Annotated in this window: 18 protein-coding genes and 1 tRNA gene; 10 read left to right on the forward strand and 9 right to left on the reverse strand. The window is 67.3% G+C overall.

The annotated features are described in order from the left end of the window. Positions 1-23: 23 nt before the first annotated feature. Positions 24-884 (forward strand): helix-turn-helix transcriptional regulator, encoded by an 861-nt coding sequence (locus ABZX86_RS35465; RefSeq protein ID WP_355130072.1) that lies wholly within the window; start codon positions 24-26, stop codon positions 882-884. A gap of 63 nt (positions 885-947) precedes the next feature. On the opposite strand, the gene ABZX86_RS35470 is transcribed toward ABZX86_RS35465, so the two are convergent. The 3 genes from ABZX86_RS35470 to ABZX86_RS35480 form a co-directional block, all read right to left on the reverse strand. After that, positions 948-1,021, reverse strand: a tRNA-Pro gene (locus ABZX86_RS35470). A gap of 96 nt (positions 1,022-1,117) precedes the next feature. Further along, on the reverse strand, positions 1,118-2,242 hold the full coding sequence (locus tag ABZX86_RS35475; RefSeq protein WP_355130074.1) for a hypothetical protein: 1,125 nt from the start codon (positions 2,240-2,242) through the stop codon (positions 1,118-1,120). 52 nt (positions 2,243-2,294) lie between these two features. Continuing rightward, complete coding sequence (locus ABZX86_RS35480) at positions 2,295-3,257, reverse strand: metallophosphoesterase (RefSeq protein WP_327143280.1); 963 nt, start codon at positions 3,255-3,257, stop codon at positions 2,295-2,297. 69 nt (positions 3,258-3,326) lie between these two features. On the opposite strand from ABZX86_RS35480, the gene ABZX86_RS35485 reads away from it, so the two are divergent. Beyond that, entirely contained in the window at positions 3,327-3,791 is a 465-nt protein-coding gene (locus ABZX86_RS35485; RefSeq protein WP_327143281.1) for a GatB/YqeY domain-containing protein, read from the forward strand. Between the two features lie 342 nt (positions 3,792-4,133). Here the strand turns inward: ABZX86_RS35485 and ABZX86_RS35490 are convergent, their stop codons facing one another. After that, positions 4,134-6,509, reverse strand: coding sequence for a transglycosylase domain-containing protein (locus ABZX86_RS35490; RefSeq protein ID WP_355130076.1), 2,376 nt, complete (start codon positions 6,507-6,509; stop codon positions 4,134-4,136). Positions 6,510-6,809: 300 nt separating this feature from the next. On the opposite strand from ABZX86_RS35490, the gene ABZX86_RS35495 reads away from it, so the two are divergent. Beyond that, the gene (locus ABZX86_RS35495; RefSeq protein WP_297628127.1) at positions 6,810-7,133 is read left to right on the forward strand and encodes a WhiB family transcriptional regulator; all 324 of its coding nucleotides are present in this window, start codon (positions 6,810-6,812) and stop codon (positions 7,131-7,133) included. Between the two features lie 131 nt (positions 7,134-7,264). Here the strand turns inward: ABZX86_RS35495 and ABZX86_RS35500 are convergent, their stop codons facing one another. Together ABZX86_RS35500 and ABZX86_RS35505 are read right to left on the reverse strand one after the other, a co-directional pair. Next, complete coding sequence (locus ABZX86_RS35500; protein ID WP_355130078.1) at positions 7,265-8,434, reverse strand: ArsA family ATPase; 1,170 nt, start codon at positions 8,432-8,434, stop codon at positions 7,265-7,267. Positions 8,435-8,436: 2 nt separating this feature from the next. Next, positions 8,437-9,459 carry an ArsA-related P-loop ATPase gene (locus ABZX86_RS35505; RefSeq protein ID WP_355130080.1) on the reverse strand — a complete coding sequence of 341 codons (1,023 nt, stop codon included), beginning with the start codon at positions 9,457-9,459 and terminating at the stop codon, positions 8,437-8,439. Between the two features lie 170 nt (positions 9,460-9,629). On the opposite strand from ABZX86_RS35505, the gene ABZX86_RS35510 reads away from it, so the two are divergent. From ABZX86_RS35510 to ABZX86_RS35520, 3 genes are all read left to right on the forward strand, one after another. Then, positions 9,630-9,794, forward strand: coding sequence for a DUF4177 domain-containing protein (locus ABZX86_RS35510; protein WP_297628122.1), 165 nt, complete (start codon positions 9,630-9,632; stop codon positions 9,792-9,794). Beyond that, the gene (locus tag ABZX86_RS35515) at positions 9,794-10,267 is read left to right on the forward strand and encodes a RidA family protein (protein WP_355130082.1); all 474 of its coding nucleotides are present in this window, start codon (positions 9,794-9,796) and stop codon (positions 10,265-10,267) included. Before ABZX86_RS35510 ends, ABZX86_RS35515 begins: the two co-directional genes overlap by 1 nt. 201 nt (positions 10,268-10,468) lie before the next feature. Continuing rightward, a complete protein-coding gene (locus ABZX86_RS35520; RefSeq protein ID WP_355130084.1) occupies positions 10,469-11,278 on the forward strand; it encodes an MBL fold metallo-hydrolase in 810 nt (269 codons plus the stop codon). A gap of 79 nt (positions 11,279-11,357) precedes the next feature. Here ABZX86_RS35520 and ABZX86_RS35525 read toward each other — a convergent pair whose 3' ends face one another. Both ABZX86_RS35525 and ABZX86_RS35530 read right to left on the reverse strand, forming a co-directional pair. Then, entirely contained in the window at positions 11,358-12,032 is a 675-nt protein-coding gene (locus tag ABZX86_RS35525; RefSeq protein WP_019044571.1) for a Crp/Fnr family transcriptional regulator, read from the reverse strand. A gap of 283 nt (positions 12,033-12,315) precedes the next feature. Further along, complete coding sequence (locus ABZX86_RS35530; RefSeq protein WP_327143288.1) at positions 12,316-12,558, reverse strand: hypothetical protein; 243 nt, start codon at positions 12,556-12,558, stop codon at positions 12,316-12,318. A 253-nt stretch (positions 12,559-12,811) separates the two neighbouring features. Between ABZX86_RS35530 and nth the strand changes: the two genes are divergently transcribed. The 4 genes from nth to ABZX86_RS35550 all read left to right on the forward strand — a co-directional run bounded on the left by nth (position 12,812) and on the right by ABZX86_RS35550 (position 16,625). Next, the gene (gene nth / locus ABZX86_RS35535; protein ID WP_355130262.1) at positions 12,812-13,564 is read left to right on the forward strand and encodes an endonuclease III; all 753 of its coding nucleotides are present in this window, start codon (positions 12,812-12,814) and stop codon (positions 13,562-13,564) included. 197 nt (positions 13,565-13,761) lie between these two features. Beyond that, on the forward strand, positions 13,762-14,424 hold the full coding sequence (locus ABZX86_RS35540; RefSeq protein ID WP_355130264.1) for a TlpA disulfide reductase family protein: 663 nt from the start codon (positions 13,762-13,764) through the stop codon (positions 14,422-14,424). A gap of 282 nt (positions 14,425-14,706) precedes the next feature. After that, complete coding sequence (locus ABZX86_RS35545; protein ID WP_355130086.1) at positions 14,707-15,435, forward strand: CoA pyrophosphatase; 729 nt, start codon at positions 14,707-14,709, stop codon at positions 15,433-15,435. Next, positions 15,432-16,625: a MarP family serine protease gene (locus tag ABZX86_RS35550; protein WP_355130088.1), complete on the forward strand. Its 1,194-nt coding sequence runs from the start codon at positions 15,432-15,434 to the stop codon at positions 16,623-16,625. Before ABZX86_RS35545 ends, ABZX86_RS35550 begins: the two co-directional genes overlap by 4 nt. Positions 16,626-16,722: 97 nt before the next feature. Here the strand turns inward: ABZX86_RS35550 and ABZX86_RS35555 are convergent, their stop codons facing one another. Beyond that, positions 16,723-17,682 (reverse strand): alpha/beta hydrolase, encoded by a 960-nt coding sequence (locus ABZX86_RS35555; RefSeq protein ID WP_355130090.1) that lies wholly within the window; start codon positions 17,680-17,682, stop codon positions 16,723-16,725. Positions 17,683-17,699 lie beyond the last annotated feature (17 nt).

Below are 17,699 nucleotides of genomic sequence, written 5' to 3' on the forward strand. Positions count from 1 at the left end.
CCCGATCGGCAAGGATGGACAGCGTGGACAAAGCGGACTCCGGAGTCGAACTCGGCTCCTTCCTGCGTGCGATGCGCGAACGCCTCACCCCCGAAGCGGCCGGGCTGCCCGGTTCCGGAAAGCGCCGCACGCCCGGGCTGCGCCGCCAGGAGGTCGCGGAGCTCGCCGCGGTGAGCATCGACTGGTACATCCGCCTCGAACAGGGCCGGGTCGGCACCCCCGGAGCCGCGGTTCTGGACGCGATCGCGCTCGCGCTGCTGCTCTCCGACTCCGAGCGCGCCCATCTGCATCTGATCGCCCGGGGCGCCCAACCGCCCTCGCGCAACGCACCCGCACCGCTGAGCCCCACCATGCAGGCCATCCTCGACGGCATGCCGCTGCTGCCCGCCTACGCCATGGACTTCCGCTACGACGTGCTGGCCCGGAATGCTGCCGCCGCAGCACTATTCGGCGAGGACTTCGGCCCCGGCCTCAATACCGCCCGCCTCATCTTCCTCGACCCCGCCACCCTGGCCGGGCAACTCGACTGGCCCCAGGTGGCCCGGGAAACCGTCGGCAATCTGCGCCGCACCCTCGCCCGCCACCCCGACGACACCCGCCTGCGCACCCTCATCGACGAACTACGCACCGCCAGCCCCGAATTCGCCGCCTGGTGGAACGACCACGACATCCACGACCGCCAGCACGGCCGCAAACGCATCAGCCACCCCCGGCACGGCGTCCTCACCGTGCACTACGACACCTTCATCTCCCCCGACGGCTCCGACCACTGCCTCTTCGTCCTCACCCCCGCCGACCCGACCACCGAAACCGCCCTCGCCACCCTCATCACCGCCCGCGCCCAGCGCCTCGGCACCCGCAGCCTCCGCCCCACCGCAACCTGACCCGAACAGCAGAAAGGCCCCCGGCCAATGGCCGGGGGCCTTTCATGTGTCTCAACCAACACGTCGGGGTGACAGGATTTGAACCTGCGACCTCTTCGTCCCGAACGAAGCGCGCTACCAAGCTGCGCCACACCCCGTGAGGCGAACGTGGAGTAGCTTAACTTATTGGTGCGGGGGATACTAAATCTGCTGGTCAGGTGGTATAAAACGGGCGGAAATCGGGGGTGTGGGGGTTACATCGGGCGGATGCTGGCGAGGATCTTCTTGGCGAAGGTGGCGTCTACGGAGTTGGCTACGCCGGTGTCGGCGGCGATGGTGAAGACGAAGGCACCGTCATTGCCGCCGGGGAAGGCGAAGGTGTAGACGGAGTAGGTCGAGGCGCAGCCGGCGGCGGGGGCGGGGGCGGAACCCTTTGTCTCCATGTAGATGCCCTGCAGTTGACCGTCGGTGCTGGTGAACGATTCGGCGGGGCCGGGGGTTGCGCCGGTGGAGGTGGACCAGCCGATGCGGCCCATGCGGGTGCCGATGTCGGCGGCCGCCTTGGCAGGATCGGTTTCCGTCGACTGGCTCAGAAATACGTTGGTGCGCACGTAGTTCGGGCAGTATTCGAGGCCGTCCTGGGCCAGGCCCGCGATGGGGACCGAATCGTTGCCGCCCGAGAAGGTGGTCTGGCCGCTGGTATCGACCTTCCAGGTTGTCGGAATGTCGTATGCCGCACCGTTATCCGGAATAGCCACCACCTGATAGCCGGGAATGACCGGAGCTGGAGTGGTGCCGCTACCGGAGGTCGTCTTCGGTGCGGACGACGGTTTGCTGCCCGACGGGGCGGCGGAATTGCTCGGGGTGAGCGCACTGATCAGCGACGGCGTCGTGGTCGACTTCGCCGACGGCTCGCTCGAATTGTGGTTCACCAGAACAACTGTGATGACAGCGCCGATGATCACGACGATCAGCAGGCCGATGCCTGCGATCAGCCAGCCTTTGCGGCCACCGCCACCGGGTGGGGGAGGCCCATACCCCGGCTGCGGTCCGTACGGGGCCGGCGGCGACGTCTGATACGGCGTGGGCCCCGACTGATACGGCGACTGCTGATAGGGCTGACTCTGGTACGGCTGATTCTGTTGGGGCTGACCCGGATAGGGCTGCGCCTGACCCGGATAAGGCTGCCCCTGACCCGGATAAGGCTGTGCCTGATATGGATCGGGCCCGGGCTGCGGGTTGTACGGCCCACCCGTATAGGGCGTCGTGGGCTGCGGATTCGACTGCCACGGCGAATCCGGTTCGGGCGCACCCTGCCACCAGTTCGGATCCGGACCCCGTGTTGTCGGATCCTCGTTCGGTTCGTTACCACTGGCCACGGTTGTCCCCTGACTGACGACTACATACCGCGATGTATATCGCGGCAAGCGCCTAACGCGCGACAGCCTCCGACGCGGTACGCCCGCGACCCGACTTCGTGACCGGCTTCTTCGGCGGCGCGCCGACGAGTGTCACCAGCGTCGCCTCCGGGCGGCAGCAGAACCGGTACGGCGCCCACGGCGAGGTGCCCAGGCCGGCCGAAACATGAAGCTGCGTATGCGAACCCCACTGCGAGGGACCCTTCACCCGCGACCGGTCGATACCGCAATTGGTCACCAGCGCACCGAAACCCGGCACACACAGCTGACCGCCGTGCGTATGACCGGCCATCACCAGGTCGTAGCCGTCCGCGGCGAAACGATCCAGCACCCGCGGCTCCGGCGAATGCGTCAGCCCGATGCTCAAGTCCGCCAACGGATTCGGGGCACCGGCGACGGTGTCGTAGCGATCGCGCTTCAGATGCGGATCATCCACGCCCGCGGTGGAGATCTTCACACCGGAGACCTCGATATCGCGGCGCACATGCGTCAGATCCAGCCAGCCGCGCTCGGTGAACGCCGCCCGCATGTCCTGCCACGGCAGCGGGTCGCCGAAAACGCGCTTGTGATCCTTCTTGAAGTACTTCAGCGGATTCTTCGGCACCGGCGCGAAATAGTCGTTCGAGCCGAACACGAAAATGCCCGGACGCGCCAGCAGCCCGCCCAGCGCCTGCACCACCGCGGGCACCGACTTCAGATGCGAGAGATTGTCGCCGGTATTGACCACCAGATCCGGCTCCAGCCGATCCAGCTCGCGCAGCCAGGCCTGTTTCAACTGCTGGCCGGGCATCATGTGCAGGTCGGAGATGTGCAATACCCGTAGCGACGGCTTGCCCGGCTCCAGCACCGGTAGCGTCGCCTCACGCAGCGTGAAGGCATTGCGCTCGATCAGCGTGGCGTATCCGACTCCGGCGACCGCGGCCCCTGCGGCTCCCAGTGCGGTACGGCGAAGGGTGGCGGTCGAGATAACGGGCATTTGCCCAGAATAGGCGACCCACGGAAAATGCGTACAGGCTCGCAGGTGATGAACGGTAGCGTGGCGGCCATGTCGGAACTCAAATCGAAGCTGCGTGCCGATCTCACCACGGCCATGAAGGCCAAGGACACGCTGCGCCTCAACACCGTGCGCAGTCTGCTCGCCGCCGTCCAGACCGCCGAGGTCGCGGGCACGGCGGCGAAGGAACTCACCGACGCCGAAGTGATCGCCGTGCTGTCGAAGGAATCGAAGAAGCGCAACGAATCCGCGGTCATCTACGAGCAGAACGGCCGCGGCGAACTCGCCGCCACCGAACGCGCCGAAGAGGCCATCATCGACGAATACCTGCCGACCCCGCTCACCGACGCCGAGGTCGCCGACATTGCCGACACCGCCATCGCCGATGTGGCCGAGCAGCTCGGGGAGCGGCCGCATATGAAGCAGATGGGCCAGGTCATGAAGATCGCCACCGCCCTCGCCGCGGGCCGCGCCGACGGCTCCCGCGTCTCGGCCGCCGTGAAAGCGCGCCTCTGACGCCGAGCCCGGCTCACCGCTGAACGACTCGAGGCCCCCGCCACACCGGCGAGGGGCCTCGCGCTTTCGGCGACCACGCACGCGCACAGCCTGAGACCGCTGTACCGCGCAGGCCTTGTGGGAGTCGCGCAGGCGTTATTCGGGGCTGTGATACGGGCTGTGTGGCGCGGGAAAAGGGCTGTGTGGCGCGGAAACAGACTGCGGCGCGGCCAACAGGCAGAGTGGGCGCGGGAAACGGGCTGTGGCGCGGGAAACAGGCTGTGTGGCGTTGGAGCATGACTGCGGCCCCGCACCGAATCGGTGTGGGGCCGCAGTCAATTGGTCGGGCCGATCGGATTCCGCCTAGCGCGGAATCGGGATCGGGATGGGGATCGGTGGGAGGCGGGGCAATCCGGGGATCTGGGGGAGACCCGGGATGGTCGGCGCCGCGGGGTCGCTCGGCGGCGGCGCGGGGCGCTGACTGCCGTCGCTCACGGAGATCGTGATCACCGAACCCGGAATCGCCGAACCATCCGGCGAGCAACTCAGCACCGAGCCCTTGTTCGGGCCGGGCGCCGAGGAGACCGACACCTGGAAGCCCGCCGCGATCAGCGTCGAGGTGGCCTCGGCCTGCTGCTGGCCGATGACATCCGGGATCTGCGAGTTATTCGAACCTCGCACGTACTTGTCGTCGATCGGTGGCAGGCCCAGCGGGGGGAACTTGCCGAGCACGTTCTTCATCGCGCTCAGCCAGGTGCGCGCCGGTTCGTTACCGCCGTACAGGTTTCCGCTGCCACAGTTGCGCAGCGGGTACGAGCAGATCTCGCCCGGCGTCGGGCTGTCACCGTAGATGTAGGTCGCACCGGAGAACGAGCCGCTGAAAGCCAGGAAGGCCGACGAGCGGTGCGTCTCGGTGGTTCCGGTCTTGGACGACAGCGGCAGGTTCCAGCCGATCGATCCGGCGGACCCGGCCGCGGTACCGCCGCCGATCACGTCATGGCTCATCGCATTGGCGAGCGTATTCGCCAATCCGGGATCCACCACCTGCTCGCAGGCCTGCTGCGTGAGCGGGACCTGCTTGCCACTGCGATCCACCACCTCCTTGATCGGAGTGGGCGGGCACCAGCGGCCGCTGGACGACAGCGTCGCCGCGACATTCGACAGTTCCAGAGCGTTCACGGCGACCGGGCCGAGCGTGAACGAACCGAGGTTCTGCTCCTTGACCATGTCGGCCAGGCTCTGGTTGCCGTGCCCGGAGGTGCCGGGCTGCGCGTAGGACCGCATGCCCAGGCGCACGGCCATATCCACCGTCGGGGTCACGCCCACCGCCTGAATCAGCTTGACGAAGGCGGTGTTCGGCGAGGTGGCGAGGGCTTCGGTCACCGACATCGGCGACTTGTAGTTACCGGCGTTCTTGACGCAGTACGTTTCGGCCGGGCAGCCCGGCGTGCCGCTGTTACCCATGCCCTTCGCCTGGAAGTTCGCGGGCACATCCAGCTGCGCGCTGATACCCAGGCCCTTCTCCATGGCCGCGGCCGTGGTGAAGAGCTTGAAAATCGAGCCCGCACCGTCACCGACCAGCGAATACGGCTGTGGCTGAACGGTTTGATGCGCGTTTCCGTCCAGCCCGTACGTGCGACTCGAGGCCATGGCGAGCACCGGATGCGAATCCTGGCCCGGGGCCACGATATTCGTGACCGAGGCGATGTCGTCCAGATTCGGATCGGCGTTCTGCGAGGCCGCGGCCTTCACCGCGTTCTGCACATCCGGATCGAGGGTGGTCCGAATCAGGTAGCCGCCCTTGTCGATCTGGTCGCGGCTGATGCCGGCATTGGCCAGATACTGCAGCGCGTAATCGCAGAAGAACCCGCGATCATTGGCCGCGATGCAGCCGCGCGGCAGGCCCTTCGGCTCGGGCAGCACGCCCAGCGGCTGGGTCTTGGCCGCGCGGAATTCGTCGGCGCGGCTCGGGATGTTCCCGATCAGCGTGTCCAGCACGGTGTTCCGGCGCTCCAGCACACCCGTGGGGTTGGTATACGGGTTCAGCTTGGAGCTGGACTGCACCATGCCCGCGAGCATGGCGGACTGCACGATGGTCAGATCCTTGGCGTCCACACCGAAATAGGTCTGGGCGGCGTCCTGGATGCCGTAGGAGGAGTTGCCGAACGGCACCAGGTTCAGATAGCGGGTGAGGATCTCATCCTTGGTGAGCTGCTTGTCCAGCGTCAGCGCCATCCGGATCTCGCGGATCTTGCGGGCGGGAGTGGTCTCGGTGGCGGCGCGGCGTTCGGCGTCGGTCTTGGCCACCACCAGCAGCAGGTAGTTCTTCACATACTGCTGGTCGATGGTGGAGCCGCCCTGCTGCACCTCACCGCCGGAGGTATTGGTCAGGAAGGCCCGGAAGGTGCCCTGCCAGTCCACACCTCCGTGTTCGGCGAAGCGTTTGTCCTCGACAGAGACCAGCGACAGCTTCATATCGTTGGAGATCTTGTCGCTCGGAACTTCGAAGCGCCGCTGCTCGTACAGCCATGCGAACGGCGTACCGCTGGCATCGACCATGGTCGAGACCGCGGGCACCGCGCCCTCGACCAGTTCGGCGGAGACATTGTCGACGGCGTCGGCGGCTCGGTTCGAGATATAGCCGAAGCCGCCGGCGAGTGGGAACAGCAGCCCAGCGAGAAGGACAGCGGCCAGGATGCAGCTGCCGGCCAGTCTCGCGAGCGTTCGTGTGATCGGCACGAGCCCTAGCCTAATTGCCCTTTGCGGCGGCCGGTGCCCGCCCGGCTCTGGTGTCCCTCAGTCGCAATAGTGCCGACTGCCCGGTTTTTGGTGACGAATGCATGGACGGACGTACCAGAAAATCTCGGCACGGTCTTGCGCTTGGCGCACTTGATTACCTAGATTGAGAACCCAGTGTGATAGAGCTAACACTCAAAGTGGAATGTGGTGCAGAACGCAGTGGGGTTGGGTAGCTGCGCTTTGTACACGCGATTCTGGAGCGCCGTGACCCGGTGTTCGGACTGCAAAGGGGCATACCAAATGCACATGACTACCCCGATTGCTCGATTGGACGTGGAGCAGGCCGAAGCGAGAATCGCCTGGGTTTCCCAGGCCCGATGCAAGGAAGTAGATCCCGATCAGCTGTTCGTGCGTGGCGCAGCGCAGCGCAAAGCGGCAACCATCTGCCGGCACTGCCCGGTACTGATGGAGTGCGGGGCCGATGCCCTGGACAACCGTGTGGAGTTCGGTGTGTGGGGCGGCATGACCGAGCGGCAGCGCCGAGCGCTGCTCAAGCAGCATCCCGAGGTGACATCCTGGGCCGACTTCTTCCAGGTCCAGCGGACGCAGAAAGTAGCTATGTAATCCTGATCCCCCATAAGCAGAACGGACCGAGCCCGCAACTGCGGGCTCGATCCGTGTCCGGGGTAATAACGGGCAGAACAGGCAAATCCTCCGGTGCTGATCAGGGGGGTTGCGCGATCATCACGTTCGGCTCAGGCCGAACGCTTATCGCCGGCCTCGGCCAGCTCATTGCCCACGGCCCGTAGCGCCTCGACATCCGCGACCTCGAACGGCAGTGCCGTCACGGCGGCGATCGGCACGCTCGGATGCGCGCCGGTGAACCGTTGCAGCAGGTGCTGTTCCCGCTTGGCGGTGGTCGCCCGCTGGGCGTGAATGCGCAGGACCGCCGCGGCCAAAGCCGCCGGTGTCTCAGATGCGCCATTCACCGCGGCCGCCGGAGCCAGCCGATCCGCGGCCACCTGGGCCTGCTCGGCCGACAGCGAGGTCAGCAGCACCGGATGCGTGCGGTTGAGCACCAGACCGGCCAGTGGCATCTTGTCCGTCGAGAGCCGGTCCACGAAGAACGACGCCTCGCGCAGCGCGTCCGGTTCGGCCGCCGCCACCACGATGAAGTGCGTGCCCGGCCGCGACAGCATGGCGTAGGTGCGATCCGCGCGATCCTGGAAGCCGCCGAACATCGATTCCAGCGACTGCAGGAATAGCGAGGCGTCCTTGAGCAGCTGACCGCCCACAATGGTCGACACGCCACGCAGCGCCAGACTCATCGCGCCGGCCACCAGTTTGCCCACGCCGCGGCCCGGGGCCATGATCACGCGGATCATTTTCCCGTTCAGAAAATTGCCGAGACGCTTCGGCGCGTCGAGGAAGTCGAGGGCGTTCCGCGAAGGCGGAGTGTCGACCACGATGAGGTCCCACTCGCGCTTGCTCGCCAGCTGGCCCAGCTTCTCCATGGCCATGTACTCCGAGGTGCCGCCGAAGGAGGACGCGACGGTCTGATAGATCGGATTGGCGAAAATCTGCTCCGCCTTCTCCGGGCTGGTGTGCTCGAGCACCATATCGTCGAAGGTGCGGCGCATATTCAGCATCATGGCGAACAGCTCGCCCTTGACGCCGTCGCCCAATTCCACCTTCTGCGGGGTGTTTCCGAGGTCGCTGACGCCCAGCGACTGCGCCAGCCGGCGCGCCGGGTCGATGGTCAGCACCACGACCTTGCGGCCCGCCTCGGCCGCCCGCAGTGCGATGGCCGCGGCCGTGGTGGTCTTGCCGACGCCACCGGAACCGCAGCACACCACAATTCGTGCGGACGGGTCGGCGATCAGCTTGGAAATATTCAGGGGGACGGTGGTGGCCGGAACGATCATGGTCAGCGAACTCCCTGTGCGGTCAAGTGTTCGGCCAGCTCGTAGAGCCCGCCCAGGTCCATGCCGTCGGCGAGCGACGGCAGGTACAGCCGCGAGATATCGACCTTCGCGAGATCGGCGGCGTTCTCGTCCTGGGCGTGCAGGCGGGCGGAATGCTCCACGGTTTCGGCGACCAGACCCTGGAAGTCGGCTTCCGACAGGGTGATTCCGGCCTCGGCCAGTCCGGCGCGCAGGGCGTCGGTGTCGAGGTCGCCCGCGGCGGCCCGCTCGCGCAGGGGCTTGGGCAGGAAGCCCTCGCTGGCGCGGTTCACGATGACCGTGCCGACATTGAGGTCATTGGCCTTCAGCTCGGCGAGTGCGTCGGCGGTCTCCTGGACCGGCAGCGCCTCCAGCAGGGTGACCAGGTGGATCATCGTCTGGGGCGAGTGCAGCAGCTTCGAGACGCTCTCGGCCTGCGAGGCGATCGGGCCGCCGCCGGCGATTTCGGCCATGGCCTGGGTGACGTCCAGGAAGCTGGCGATGCGGCCGGTCGGCGGGGCATCGATGACGATTTCGTCGTACGCCAGCTTGCCGGTGCTCTTGTCGACGCGCACCGCGCACTCTTTGATCTTGCCGGTGAGGATGACGTCCCGCAGGCCCGGCGCGATGGTGGTGACGAATTCGATGGCACCGACCCGGCGCATGGCCCGGCCCGCGAAGCCGAGGTTGTAGAACATGTCGAGGTACTCGAGGAAGGCGTGCTCCACATCCAGGGCCAGCGCCAGCACCTCGCCGCCACCGTCCGCGGCGGCGATGCGAGTCTCGGTGGGCGGCAACGGCGGCAGATCGAAGAGCTGGGCGATGGACTGCCTGCCCTCGACCTCGACCAGCAGTACGCGGCGGCCCCCCGCCGCGAGTGCCAGTGCCAATGCGGCCGCGACCGTGGATTTCCCGGTGCCGCCCTTTCCGGATACGTAATGCAGACGGGCTTTGTCTGCCCGCTCCGGCCAACCTGCTTCGACCCCCGGCTCAACCGAAACGGGCACTGCTATCGGTACTCCCACGCTCGCGAGCCTATAACTCGTTCCTGGTTCATGCCCAGAAGAGACACCAACTGTCTGATACACCACTCTGAAATCTTTGCTTTCCCGATATCGGGTGCGCCAGAGCAGGGTCCGGAGTATGGGACGTCGTGGTCCGGGGCTAATCTCACGGCATGAGTGATCTGACCGCCTGGGAGTACGCGACCGTGCCGCTGCTGACGCACGCCACCAAGGCAATCCTCGACCAGTGGGGTTCCGATGGCTGGGAGCTCGTCTCCGTGCTGCCCGGCCCGACCGGTGAACAGCACGTCGCCTACCTGAAGCGACCGAAGAACTGATGGCCGCCGCCACCGCCTGGGCGGAGAACCTCGAAAAGCTCGGGCTCACCGTGCCTGCCGTGGCCGCACCCGTGGCCGCGTACATCCCGGCCGTGCGCACCGGCAATCTCGTCTACACCTCCGGTCAGCTGCCCTTCGTGAACGGGCAGCTGACGGTCACCGGCAAGGTCGGCGCGGAGGTCTCCACCGCGCAGGCCGCCGAGGCCGCACAGCTGTGCGCGCTCAATGCGCTTGCCGCCGTGCATGATCTGGTCGGGCTCGACAATGTGGTGCGGATCGTGAAGGTCGTCGGATTCGTCGCCTCCGCACCGGGTTACAGCGATCAGCCGCTGGTCATCAACGGCGCGTCGGAGTTTCTCGGCGAGGTCTTCGGCGATGCGGGCGTGCACGCACGCTCCGCTGTCGGCGTCTCGGAACTGCCGAAGAACACCCCCGTCGAGGTCGAACTCATCGCGGAAGTTCGCTCCGTCTAATTTGCCCCTGCTTCGCTCCGGCGGGTTCGCGGCCCTGTTACCCGGTTCCTCCCTCCCTCCCTCCCTCCCTCCGCCCGCTGCTTCGCGGCATCGCTCCGCTCAGTCCAGAACCGGGCGGGCCGCGAACTCGGGGCGGGTGAGGGATGGAATCGCGGCGAGGTGAATAGTGGTGGGACGGAGGGGATTCGGTTAGGAAGTGATATGACGCTCACTCACCCCGCATATGAGCAATTACGGCAAGTGACTCCGTCCGCCGCCGTTCTGCTGGCCGACAATCCCAGCGGAATGACGTTGCAGGGCACCAACACCTGGCTGCTGCGCGCGCCGCGCAGCGTGGACTACATCGTGGTGGATCCCGGTCCCAAGGATCGCAAGCACACCGAGGCGATCGTGCGCGCGACCGGCGGCAATATCGCGCTCACCCTCATCACGCACCATCACCACGATCACACCGGCGGCATCGGCCGTCTGGTCAAGGCGACCGGAACGCCGGTGCGTGCCGCGGATCCCGAATTCCTGCATGGCTCGGAAGCCGTTCTGACGGACGGTGAGGTCATCGAGGCCGCAGGGCTGCGGATCACCGTGCTGGCAACGCCCGGGCACACCCAGGATTCGGTGAGCTTCCTGCTCGACGGCCCCGACGACGGTGATGCCGCACTGCTCACCGGCGATACCGTGCTCGGCACCGGCACCACCGTCCTGGAGTCTCGGGACGACGCGCTGGCCGACTACCTCGAATCCCTGCGGCGATTGGCCTCGGTGGCGCCCGCCCGCGTGCTGCTCCCGGCGCACGGCCCGGACCACGTCGACGCGCTCCCGGTCATCGACTTCTACATCAAGCACCGCGAGGAGCGCCTGAACCAGGTTCGCGCGGCTCTTGCGGAGCTGGGCCCGAATGCGAAGGCCCTGCAGATCGTCGCCAAGGTCTACGCCGACGTCGACAAGCGCCTCTGGCCGGCCGCCCACAGCTCGGTCAATGCTCAGCTGGCCTATCTGCGCGCCGAGAAGTAGCCCGTTCGAATACACGTAAGGACCGGGTCGTCACCTCGGTGACGACCCGGTCCTTACGAGTCTCTGTTCCCTGTGACCCCTACCGCGCGCGGCGGGCCAGGCGCTCCGAGTCGGAGATGAGGACGCTCTTGCCCTCCAGTCGCAGCCAGCCGCGGTGCGCGAAGTCGGCCAGGGCCTTGTTCACGGTTTCGCGGGAAGCTCCGACCAGCTGGGCGATCTCCTCCTGGGTCAGGTCGTGGGTCACGCGCAGCGCGCCCGCTTCCTGGGTCCCGAAACGCTGAGCCAGCTGCAGCAGCGCCTTGGCAACACGGCCGGGCACATCGGTGAAGATGAGATCGGCCAGGTTGTTGTTGGTGCGGCGCAGACGGCGGGCAAGCACCCGCAGCAACTGCTCGGCGATCTCCGGGCGCTGATCGATCCACGCCTTGAGCGCGTCCCGATCCATGGTGACCGCGCGAACCTCGGTGACGGTGGTGGCCGTCGAGGTGCGCGGACCCGGGTCGAAGATCGACAGCTCGCCGAACATGTCCGACGGGCCCATGATCGTCAGCAGATTCTCGCGACCATCAGGGGAACGTCGGCCGATCTTCACCTTGCCGGAGGTAATGATGTAGAGCCGGTCTCCCGGTTCACCCTCGTTGAAGATGACATGACCGCGCGGAAAGTCCACGGGCTGAAGTTGTTTGGCGAGAGCCGCCACCGCGGTGGGCTCGACGCCTTGGAAGATGCCTGCTCTGGCGAGGGCCTCGTCCACGAATGTGCTCCTTATGGGAAATGGCTCTGTTCTGGACCGAAGCATTCGGCCGACAGTGCAGTCTACTTTGCAATACGTCCGGGTAGTGATAGACACCACGCGGCACGCTCATTCTCCGACACGCGGAGTCCGATTACGCGACACGCACGGACGGTCTCGCGACACGCTAGCTGCATTTTCGCGACACGCCAGTATCGGCAACCCACAGGAGATCGAAATCCGTGCTGATCGGTGCGATTTTCCGCACCCGGGCCGAACACGGTGAACGGTTGAGCGAAGCGCCTCAACTGGCCTGCGCGACGTCCATACCCTTGGCGGCCGTCCGGGCGCGCCGCGGGCGGGCGGCGGCAGCGGGCAAGCCCAGCTTGGTGAGGTCACTGACCTCGGCATTCGTCGCTCGATCCAAGTACTGCTGAACCTCAGGGTCCGGTTCGAGCAGCTTGCGCAGCCTGTTCTCGACCCGTTCCATCACCAGTGCGAACAGCATCAGCGCTATCGGAAACAGCACCACAGCGAGTCCTTGCATAGGGAGGAGTAAACACGGCGAAGGTCTCAGATGGAACACGGCGTCCACTCAGCCCGGTTGTCGCGGCAGGCTGGTTCCGTAAGGTGGACGGGTGCGTGTCTCCACATCCAGCGCGGCCGCAAATGGGGCCGAATCGGGCGGTACTGCCGTGCCCACCAGCGAGAAGGCAGCGCCGAGTGCGGGCGACAAAGCGCCGAAAACCGGCAAAGCGGCACCCGTTTCGGGCGTAGCGGCCCCGGCTCGCGGCGCAGCTGTGCCCGCCGGCGGGAAAGCGAAATCACGTTCCAAGGAGACGCACACCGGTCTGGTGCGGCGCGCCCGGCGCATGAATCGCATGCTCGCGGAGGCCTTCCCGGACGCGCACTGCGAACTCGACTTCACCACGCCCCTCGAATTGGCCGTGGCCACAATCCTTTCCGCCCAGTGCACGGACGTGCGGGTCAACCTGACCACGCCGGCGCTGTTCGCCAGGTACCGCAGTGCCCGCGATTACGCCGAGGCCAATCGGGCCGAGCTGGAGGAGTACATCCGGCCCACCGGCTTCTATCGCAACAAGACCAGTTCGCTCATCGGCCTGGGGCAGGGCCTGGTCGAGCGCTACGACGGGGAACTGCCGCACACGCTGAAGCAGCTGGTGGAGCTGCCGGGCATCGGGCGCAAGACCGCCAATGTCATTCTCGGCAATGCCTTCGGTGTGCCCGGAATCACTGTCGACACCCACTTCGGCCGGCTCGTCCGCCGCTGGGGGTGGACCGACGAAGAGGATCCGGTGAAGGTCGAGCACATTGTCGGCGACCTCATCGAGCGCAAAGAGTGGACCATGCTCTCGCACCGGGTGATCTTTCACGGCCGGCGCGTCTGCCATGCCCGCAAACCCGCGTGCGGCGCCTGCATCCTGGCCAAGGACTGCCCCTCCTACGGCACCGGACCGACCGACCCGGCCACGGCCGCGGCCCTGATCAAGGGCCCCGAGACCGAGCATCTGCTCGAATTGGTGGGGCTGTGAGGCCTGCGCCTCCCGGCAAGGACAGCGTTCCCCAGGGCACGGCCCCGGTTACGGACGTGCACAGTGGGCACGGCTGGAACGCCCTCGAACGGCACAGCGAAGACGGCCTCGGCCGGGACGGGTTCGTCGGGCACTGCTGGGACGGGTTCGTCGGGCACGGCCGGGACGGGTTCGAGCAGCGTCGGAACAGCCTTGGACTGCAGGGTTTACATCAGGTCGGCCGGACTGCTCACGGCCGTCGGCGGGTTCGGCGGCGAGGTGCCCTGGCCGCGGTGATTGCCGTACTCGGGCTGGCGGCGGCGTCTTGTACGAGCGCCGGCGACCCGTCAACCGGTGGTGCGCCGGTTCCTGCGGGCAATCCCGTCTCCGCGGCGGATCGTGCGCAGGCCGCTCTCGCGGACTGCCCGAATCCGAGCGGTGCGCCGGTGGCCGGCGGCCCGCTGCGTGGTCTCACCCTGAACTGTCTCGCAGACGGCCGCCCAATCGATCTGACCGCCGCGCTGGCCGGGAAACCGGCGCTGCTCAATCTCTGGGCCTACTGGTGTGGCCCGTGTGCCGAGGAGCTGCCGCTGCTGCAACAGTTCTCGGACCGTGCCGCCGGTGCGGTCACCGTCCTCACCGTGCACAGCGATCCGGGCACGGCCAAGGGGCTTTCCCGCCTGACCGGCCTGAGTATTCATCTGCCCGGCGTGGAGGATCCGGATACCAAGGTGCGCAATGCGGTCGGTGCGCCCGCGGTGCTGCCTATCTCCGTGCTGCTGCGCCCCGACGGGACCGTCGCCAAGCTGATCGTCCGCCCTTTCAAGAGCGTCGACGATATCTCCGCCACCGTCGCCGCCGAGCTGGGCGTGAAAGCGTGAGGCCCGCAATGCCAGTCGCCTCGCCCGGCTCTGTTGCCGCGCCTCGGCGAGTTGCGCCCGCAAGCGCCGCCTCGGTGTCGTCGCGAGATGTGGTGCGTGACCTCGTCCGCAGCGGCGCCGGCCAGGGAGCGGTGGCGTGACTCACCCGGTATCGATCGGTGCGTTGCCGGTGCGCCCCGGCCGCGCGGCCGTTACGATCTGCGTCGGTCCAGGGCTGCGCCGGAATTTCGTGTGCTGCTGCATGATTGCCGGTATTGCTATCGCAGGTTCGGGAGTGTGGGCATGAGACTCGAGGTGCCTGCGGGCTCGGTACCGGAATGGTTGCGCGGTGTCGCGGAACACGACCCGGAGGATCCCACCGGGACCAATCCGGTGTTGAGCCGAACCACCATGCGCCGCTTCGTCTCCGCCGCGGTGCGTTCGCGGGATGCCTCGGTGCTGGTGCTGTTCAGCGGGTCGGTGCAGTCCGATCCGCAGGCGCGGGGCGGTCTGCCCGCGGATGCGGATGTGCTGCTCACCCAGCGTGCCGCGACCCTGCGGCAGCACAGCGGCCAGGTGGCCTTCCCCGGTGGCGGGGTGGAGCCGCAGGACACCGGCCCGATCAGTACCGCGCTGCGGGAGGCCCAGGAGGAAACCGGCCTGGACCCGCAGAGTGTGGAGCCGATCCGGGTGCTCCCCAAGATTTTCGTACCGCCCTCGCGGTTCGATGTGACGCCGATCGTGGCCTACTGGCGCACGCCCGGCGAGGTGGGTGTGGTGAGTGAGACCGAGGCATCGCGCGTGGTGCGGGTGCCGATCGCGGATCTCATCGATCCCGCCAACCGGTTCGTGGTGCGGCATCCGCTCGGGTACATGGGTCCGGCCTTCGCGGTGGACGGGATGCTGGTGTGGGGATTCACCGCGGGCGTGCTGGCCGGACTGCTTGCGGTGTCCGGCTGGGAACATGAATGGGACCATCACGATGTGCGTGATCTGCAGGCCTCCTTGGCCGCGGTAGGGATGACTTTATGAGCTCCTCGGCCTGGCTCGACCTCGGAATCGTGATTCTGGCGCTGCTCGCGGCCACCTCCGGGTGGCGGCAGGGTGCGGTCGCCTCCGCGCTGGCCTTCCTAGGCGTGGTGCTGGGCGCGGTCGCGGGCATTCTGATCGCGCCGCACATCCTCATTCATCTGAGTGAGGGTCGTTCGCGGGTGATCGTCGGCGTGCTGCTGATCGTCGTGCTGGTGATCATCGGCGAGGTGGCGGGCATGGTGCTCGGCCGCGCCGCGCGCGGCGGTATGCGTGATCCGTTCACCCGCAGTCTGGACAGCGTGGTGGGCGCGGGCCTGCAGATGGCGGCCGTGCTGGCCACCGCGTGGCTGCTGGCGCTGCCGCTCGCGAACTCGTCGCAGCCGGGAATCGCGGCCGCCGTCAAGAACTCTCAGGTGCTGGTCAATGTGGACCGGGTCGCGCCGGACTGGCTGCGCCGGGTGCCGAACGAGTTCTCGAATCTGCTGAACACCTCCGGGCTGCCGGATGTGATCGGCCCGTTCGGCCGGGTGCCGATCGCCGCGGTGGAGCCGCCCGATCCGAGCGTGCTGCAGCTGCCGGTCGCGCAGTCGCTGCAGGGCAGTGTGCTGCGGGTTCGCGGTATCGCGCCGAGTTGCCAACGGCAGCTGGAGGGTTCGGGCTTCGTGGTCGCGCCCGAGCGCATCATGACGAATGCGCACGTGGTCGCGGGCACCGCGAGTGTCAGCGTGGATACCGCGCGCGGTCCGCTCACCGCCAGTGTGGTGCTGTTCGATCCGTCCAAGGATGTGGCCATCCTCGCGGTGCCGGGGCTGACCGCGCCGGTGATCCCGCTGGCTCCGAAGGCCGCCAATTCCGGTGAGAGCGCCATTGTGCTCGGTTATCCGGGCGGCGGTCGCTACACCGCCAGCGCCGCCCGCGTGCGCGAGACCCTGGATCTGAAGGGCCCGAACATCTATCGCGACAACAATGTGCAGCGCGAGGTGTACACGGTGCGCGGCAAGGTGCAGCCGGGCAACTCCGGCGGTCCGCTGGTGGACACCGACGGCAATATCCTCGGCGTGGTCTTCGGTGCGGCCGTCACCGACGACGACACCGGCTACGTGCTGACCCTCGACGAGGTGCGGCCGGAAGTGGAACAGGCGGCAGGGGTTTCGGCTCCGGTCGGGACCAGCAGCTGCGTCCTGAGCTGAGTTCCCCCGTCATCCCGGCGCGCTTTTGGCCGGGATCCACACGGTAGGCGTGCATCCCGGCCGAGAACATGCCGGGATGACGGGGTGAAAAGGGGCTTCAGCTCAGGAGTTTGGCGAGCTCGGCGGTGACCGCCTCCGGATTCTCCTGGTGCGCATAGTGACCCGCGTCCGGGATGGCCACCACGCGCCGCTCGGGGGAGAGTTCCTGCCCGCGCCGGATGGTGCTCGCCAGGATGTACCGGTCGCGGTCGCCGTACAGCGACAGCACGGGGATGCGCACCGGCTCCCGCATGGTCTGCATGAAACGCGCGCCGTCGGGCCGCCACTGGCTGCGGAAGGCCCAGCGCTGGTATTCCAGGGCACAGTGCGCCACACCCGGAATCCGGATGGCCAGGCGCATGCGCTGGGCGGTGTCCGCGAATTCGGGAGTGGCCGACCAGTGTTCACCGGCCCGCTGCCGCAGCAGGCGCTCCACCTCGGCGCCGTCGTCGGCGGTGAGCAGGTTCTCCGGTATGCGGGGCAGCTGATACCGCAGGAAGTCCGGCAGCCACTGCTTGCGCTGCTTGCGATCCCGCAGGATGGAACTCTTGAGCGCCGCCGGATGCGGTGAGCTGACCAGTCCGATGGAGGTCACCAGGCGGGGGTGCAGGACCGCGGTGGCCCAGCAGACCAGACCGCCTTCGGCATGGCCGACGAGGGTGGCCTCGGTATGCCCGAGGGCGCGGATCAGGCCGGCGATATCCCCGGCAAGCGTCCAGCCGTCGTAGCCGCGCGGCGGTTTATCGCTGTCGCCGTAACCGCGCAGGTCCACGGCGACGGCCCGGTAGCCGCGAGCGGCCAGCCCGGTCAGTTGGTGCCGCCACGACCACCAGAAGTCGCCGAAGCCGTGCAGCAGCACCACCAGCGGCGTATCCGGGTCGCCGTAGGACGCCGACCCGCTCACGGCCGGATCGGCCTCTACGACATGGAAGCGAATGCCGTTGGCATGCACATCCCGATGGGTCCACGGTCCGTCGTAGCGGACGGTGGACGGGTCCGGGGGCGAATTCGACGACACGCCGGGAGCGTAATCGA

The sequence above is a fragment of the Nocardia sp. NPDC006630 genome (genome assembly GCF_040611495.1).
GTDB lineage: Bacteria > Actinomycetota > Actinomycetes > Mycobacteriales > Mycobacteriaceae > Nocardia.

Coding starts and splice junctions, on each gene's coding strand:
- ABZX86_RS35480 (WP_327143280.1), bottom strand. CDS start 3,257: ATGCCCGTTATCTCGACCGCCACCCTTCGCCGTACCGCACTGGGAGCC.
- ABZX86_RS35485 (WP_327143281.1), top strand. CDS start 3,327: ATGTCGGAACTCAAATCGAAGCTGCGTGCCGATCTCACCACGGCCATG.
- ABZX86_RS35495 (WP_297628127.1), top strand. CDS start 6,810: ATGCACATGACTACCCCGATTGCTCGATTGGACGTGGAGCAGGCCGAA.
- ABZX86_RS35500 (WP_355130078.1), bottom strand. CDS start 8,434: ATGATCGTTCCGGCCACCACCGTCCCCCTGAATATTTCCAAGCTGATC.
- ABZX86_RS35510 (WP_297628122.1), top strand. CDS start 9,630: ATGAGTGATCTGACCGCCTGGGAGTACGCGACCGTGCCGCTGCTGACG.
- ABZX86_RS35515 (WP_355130082.1), top strand. CDS start 9,794: ATGGCCGCCGCCACCGCCTGGGCGGAGAACCTCGAAAAGCTCGGGCTC.
- ABZX86_RS35520 (WP_355130084.1), top strand. CDS start 10,469: ATGACGCTCACTCACCCCGCATATGAGCAATTACGGCAAGTGACTCCG.
- ABZX86_RS35530 (WP_327143288.1), bottom strand. CDS start 12,558: ATGCAAGGACTCGCTGTGGTGCTGTTTCCGATAGCGCTGATGCTGTTC.
- ABZX86_RS35545 (WP_355130086.1), top strand. CDS start 14,707: ATGAGACTCGAGGTGCCTGCGGGCTCGGTACCGGAATGGTTGCGCGGT.
- ABZX86_RS35550 (WP_355130088.1), top strand. CDS start 15,432: ATGAGCTCCTCGGCCTGGCTCGACCTCGGAATCGTGATTCTGGCGCTG.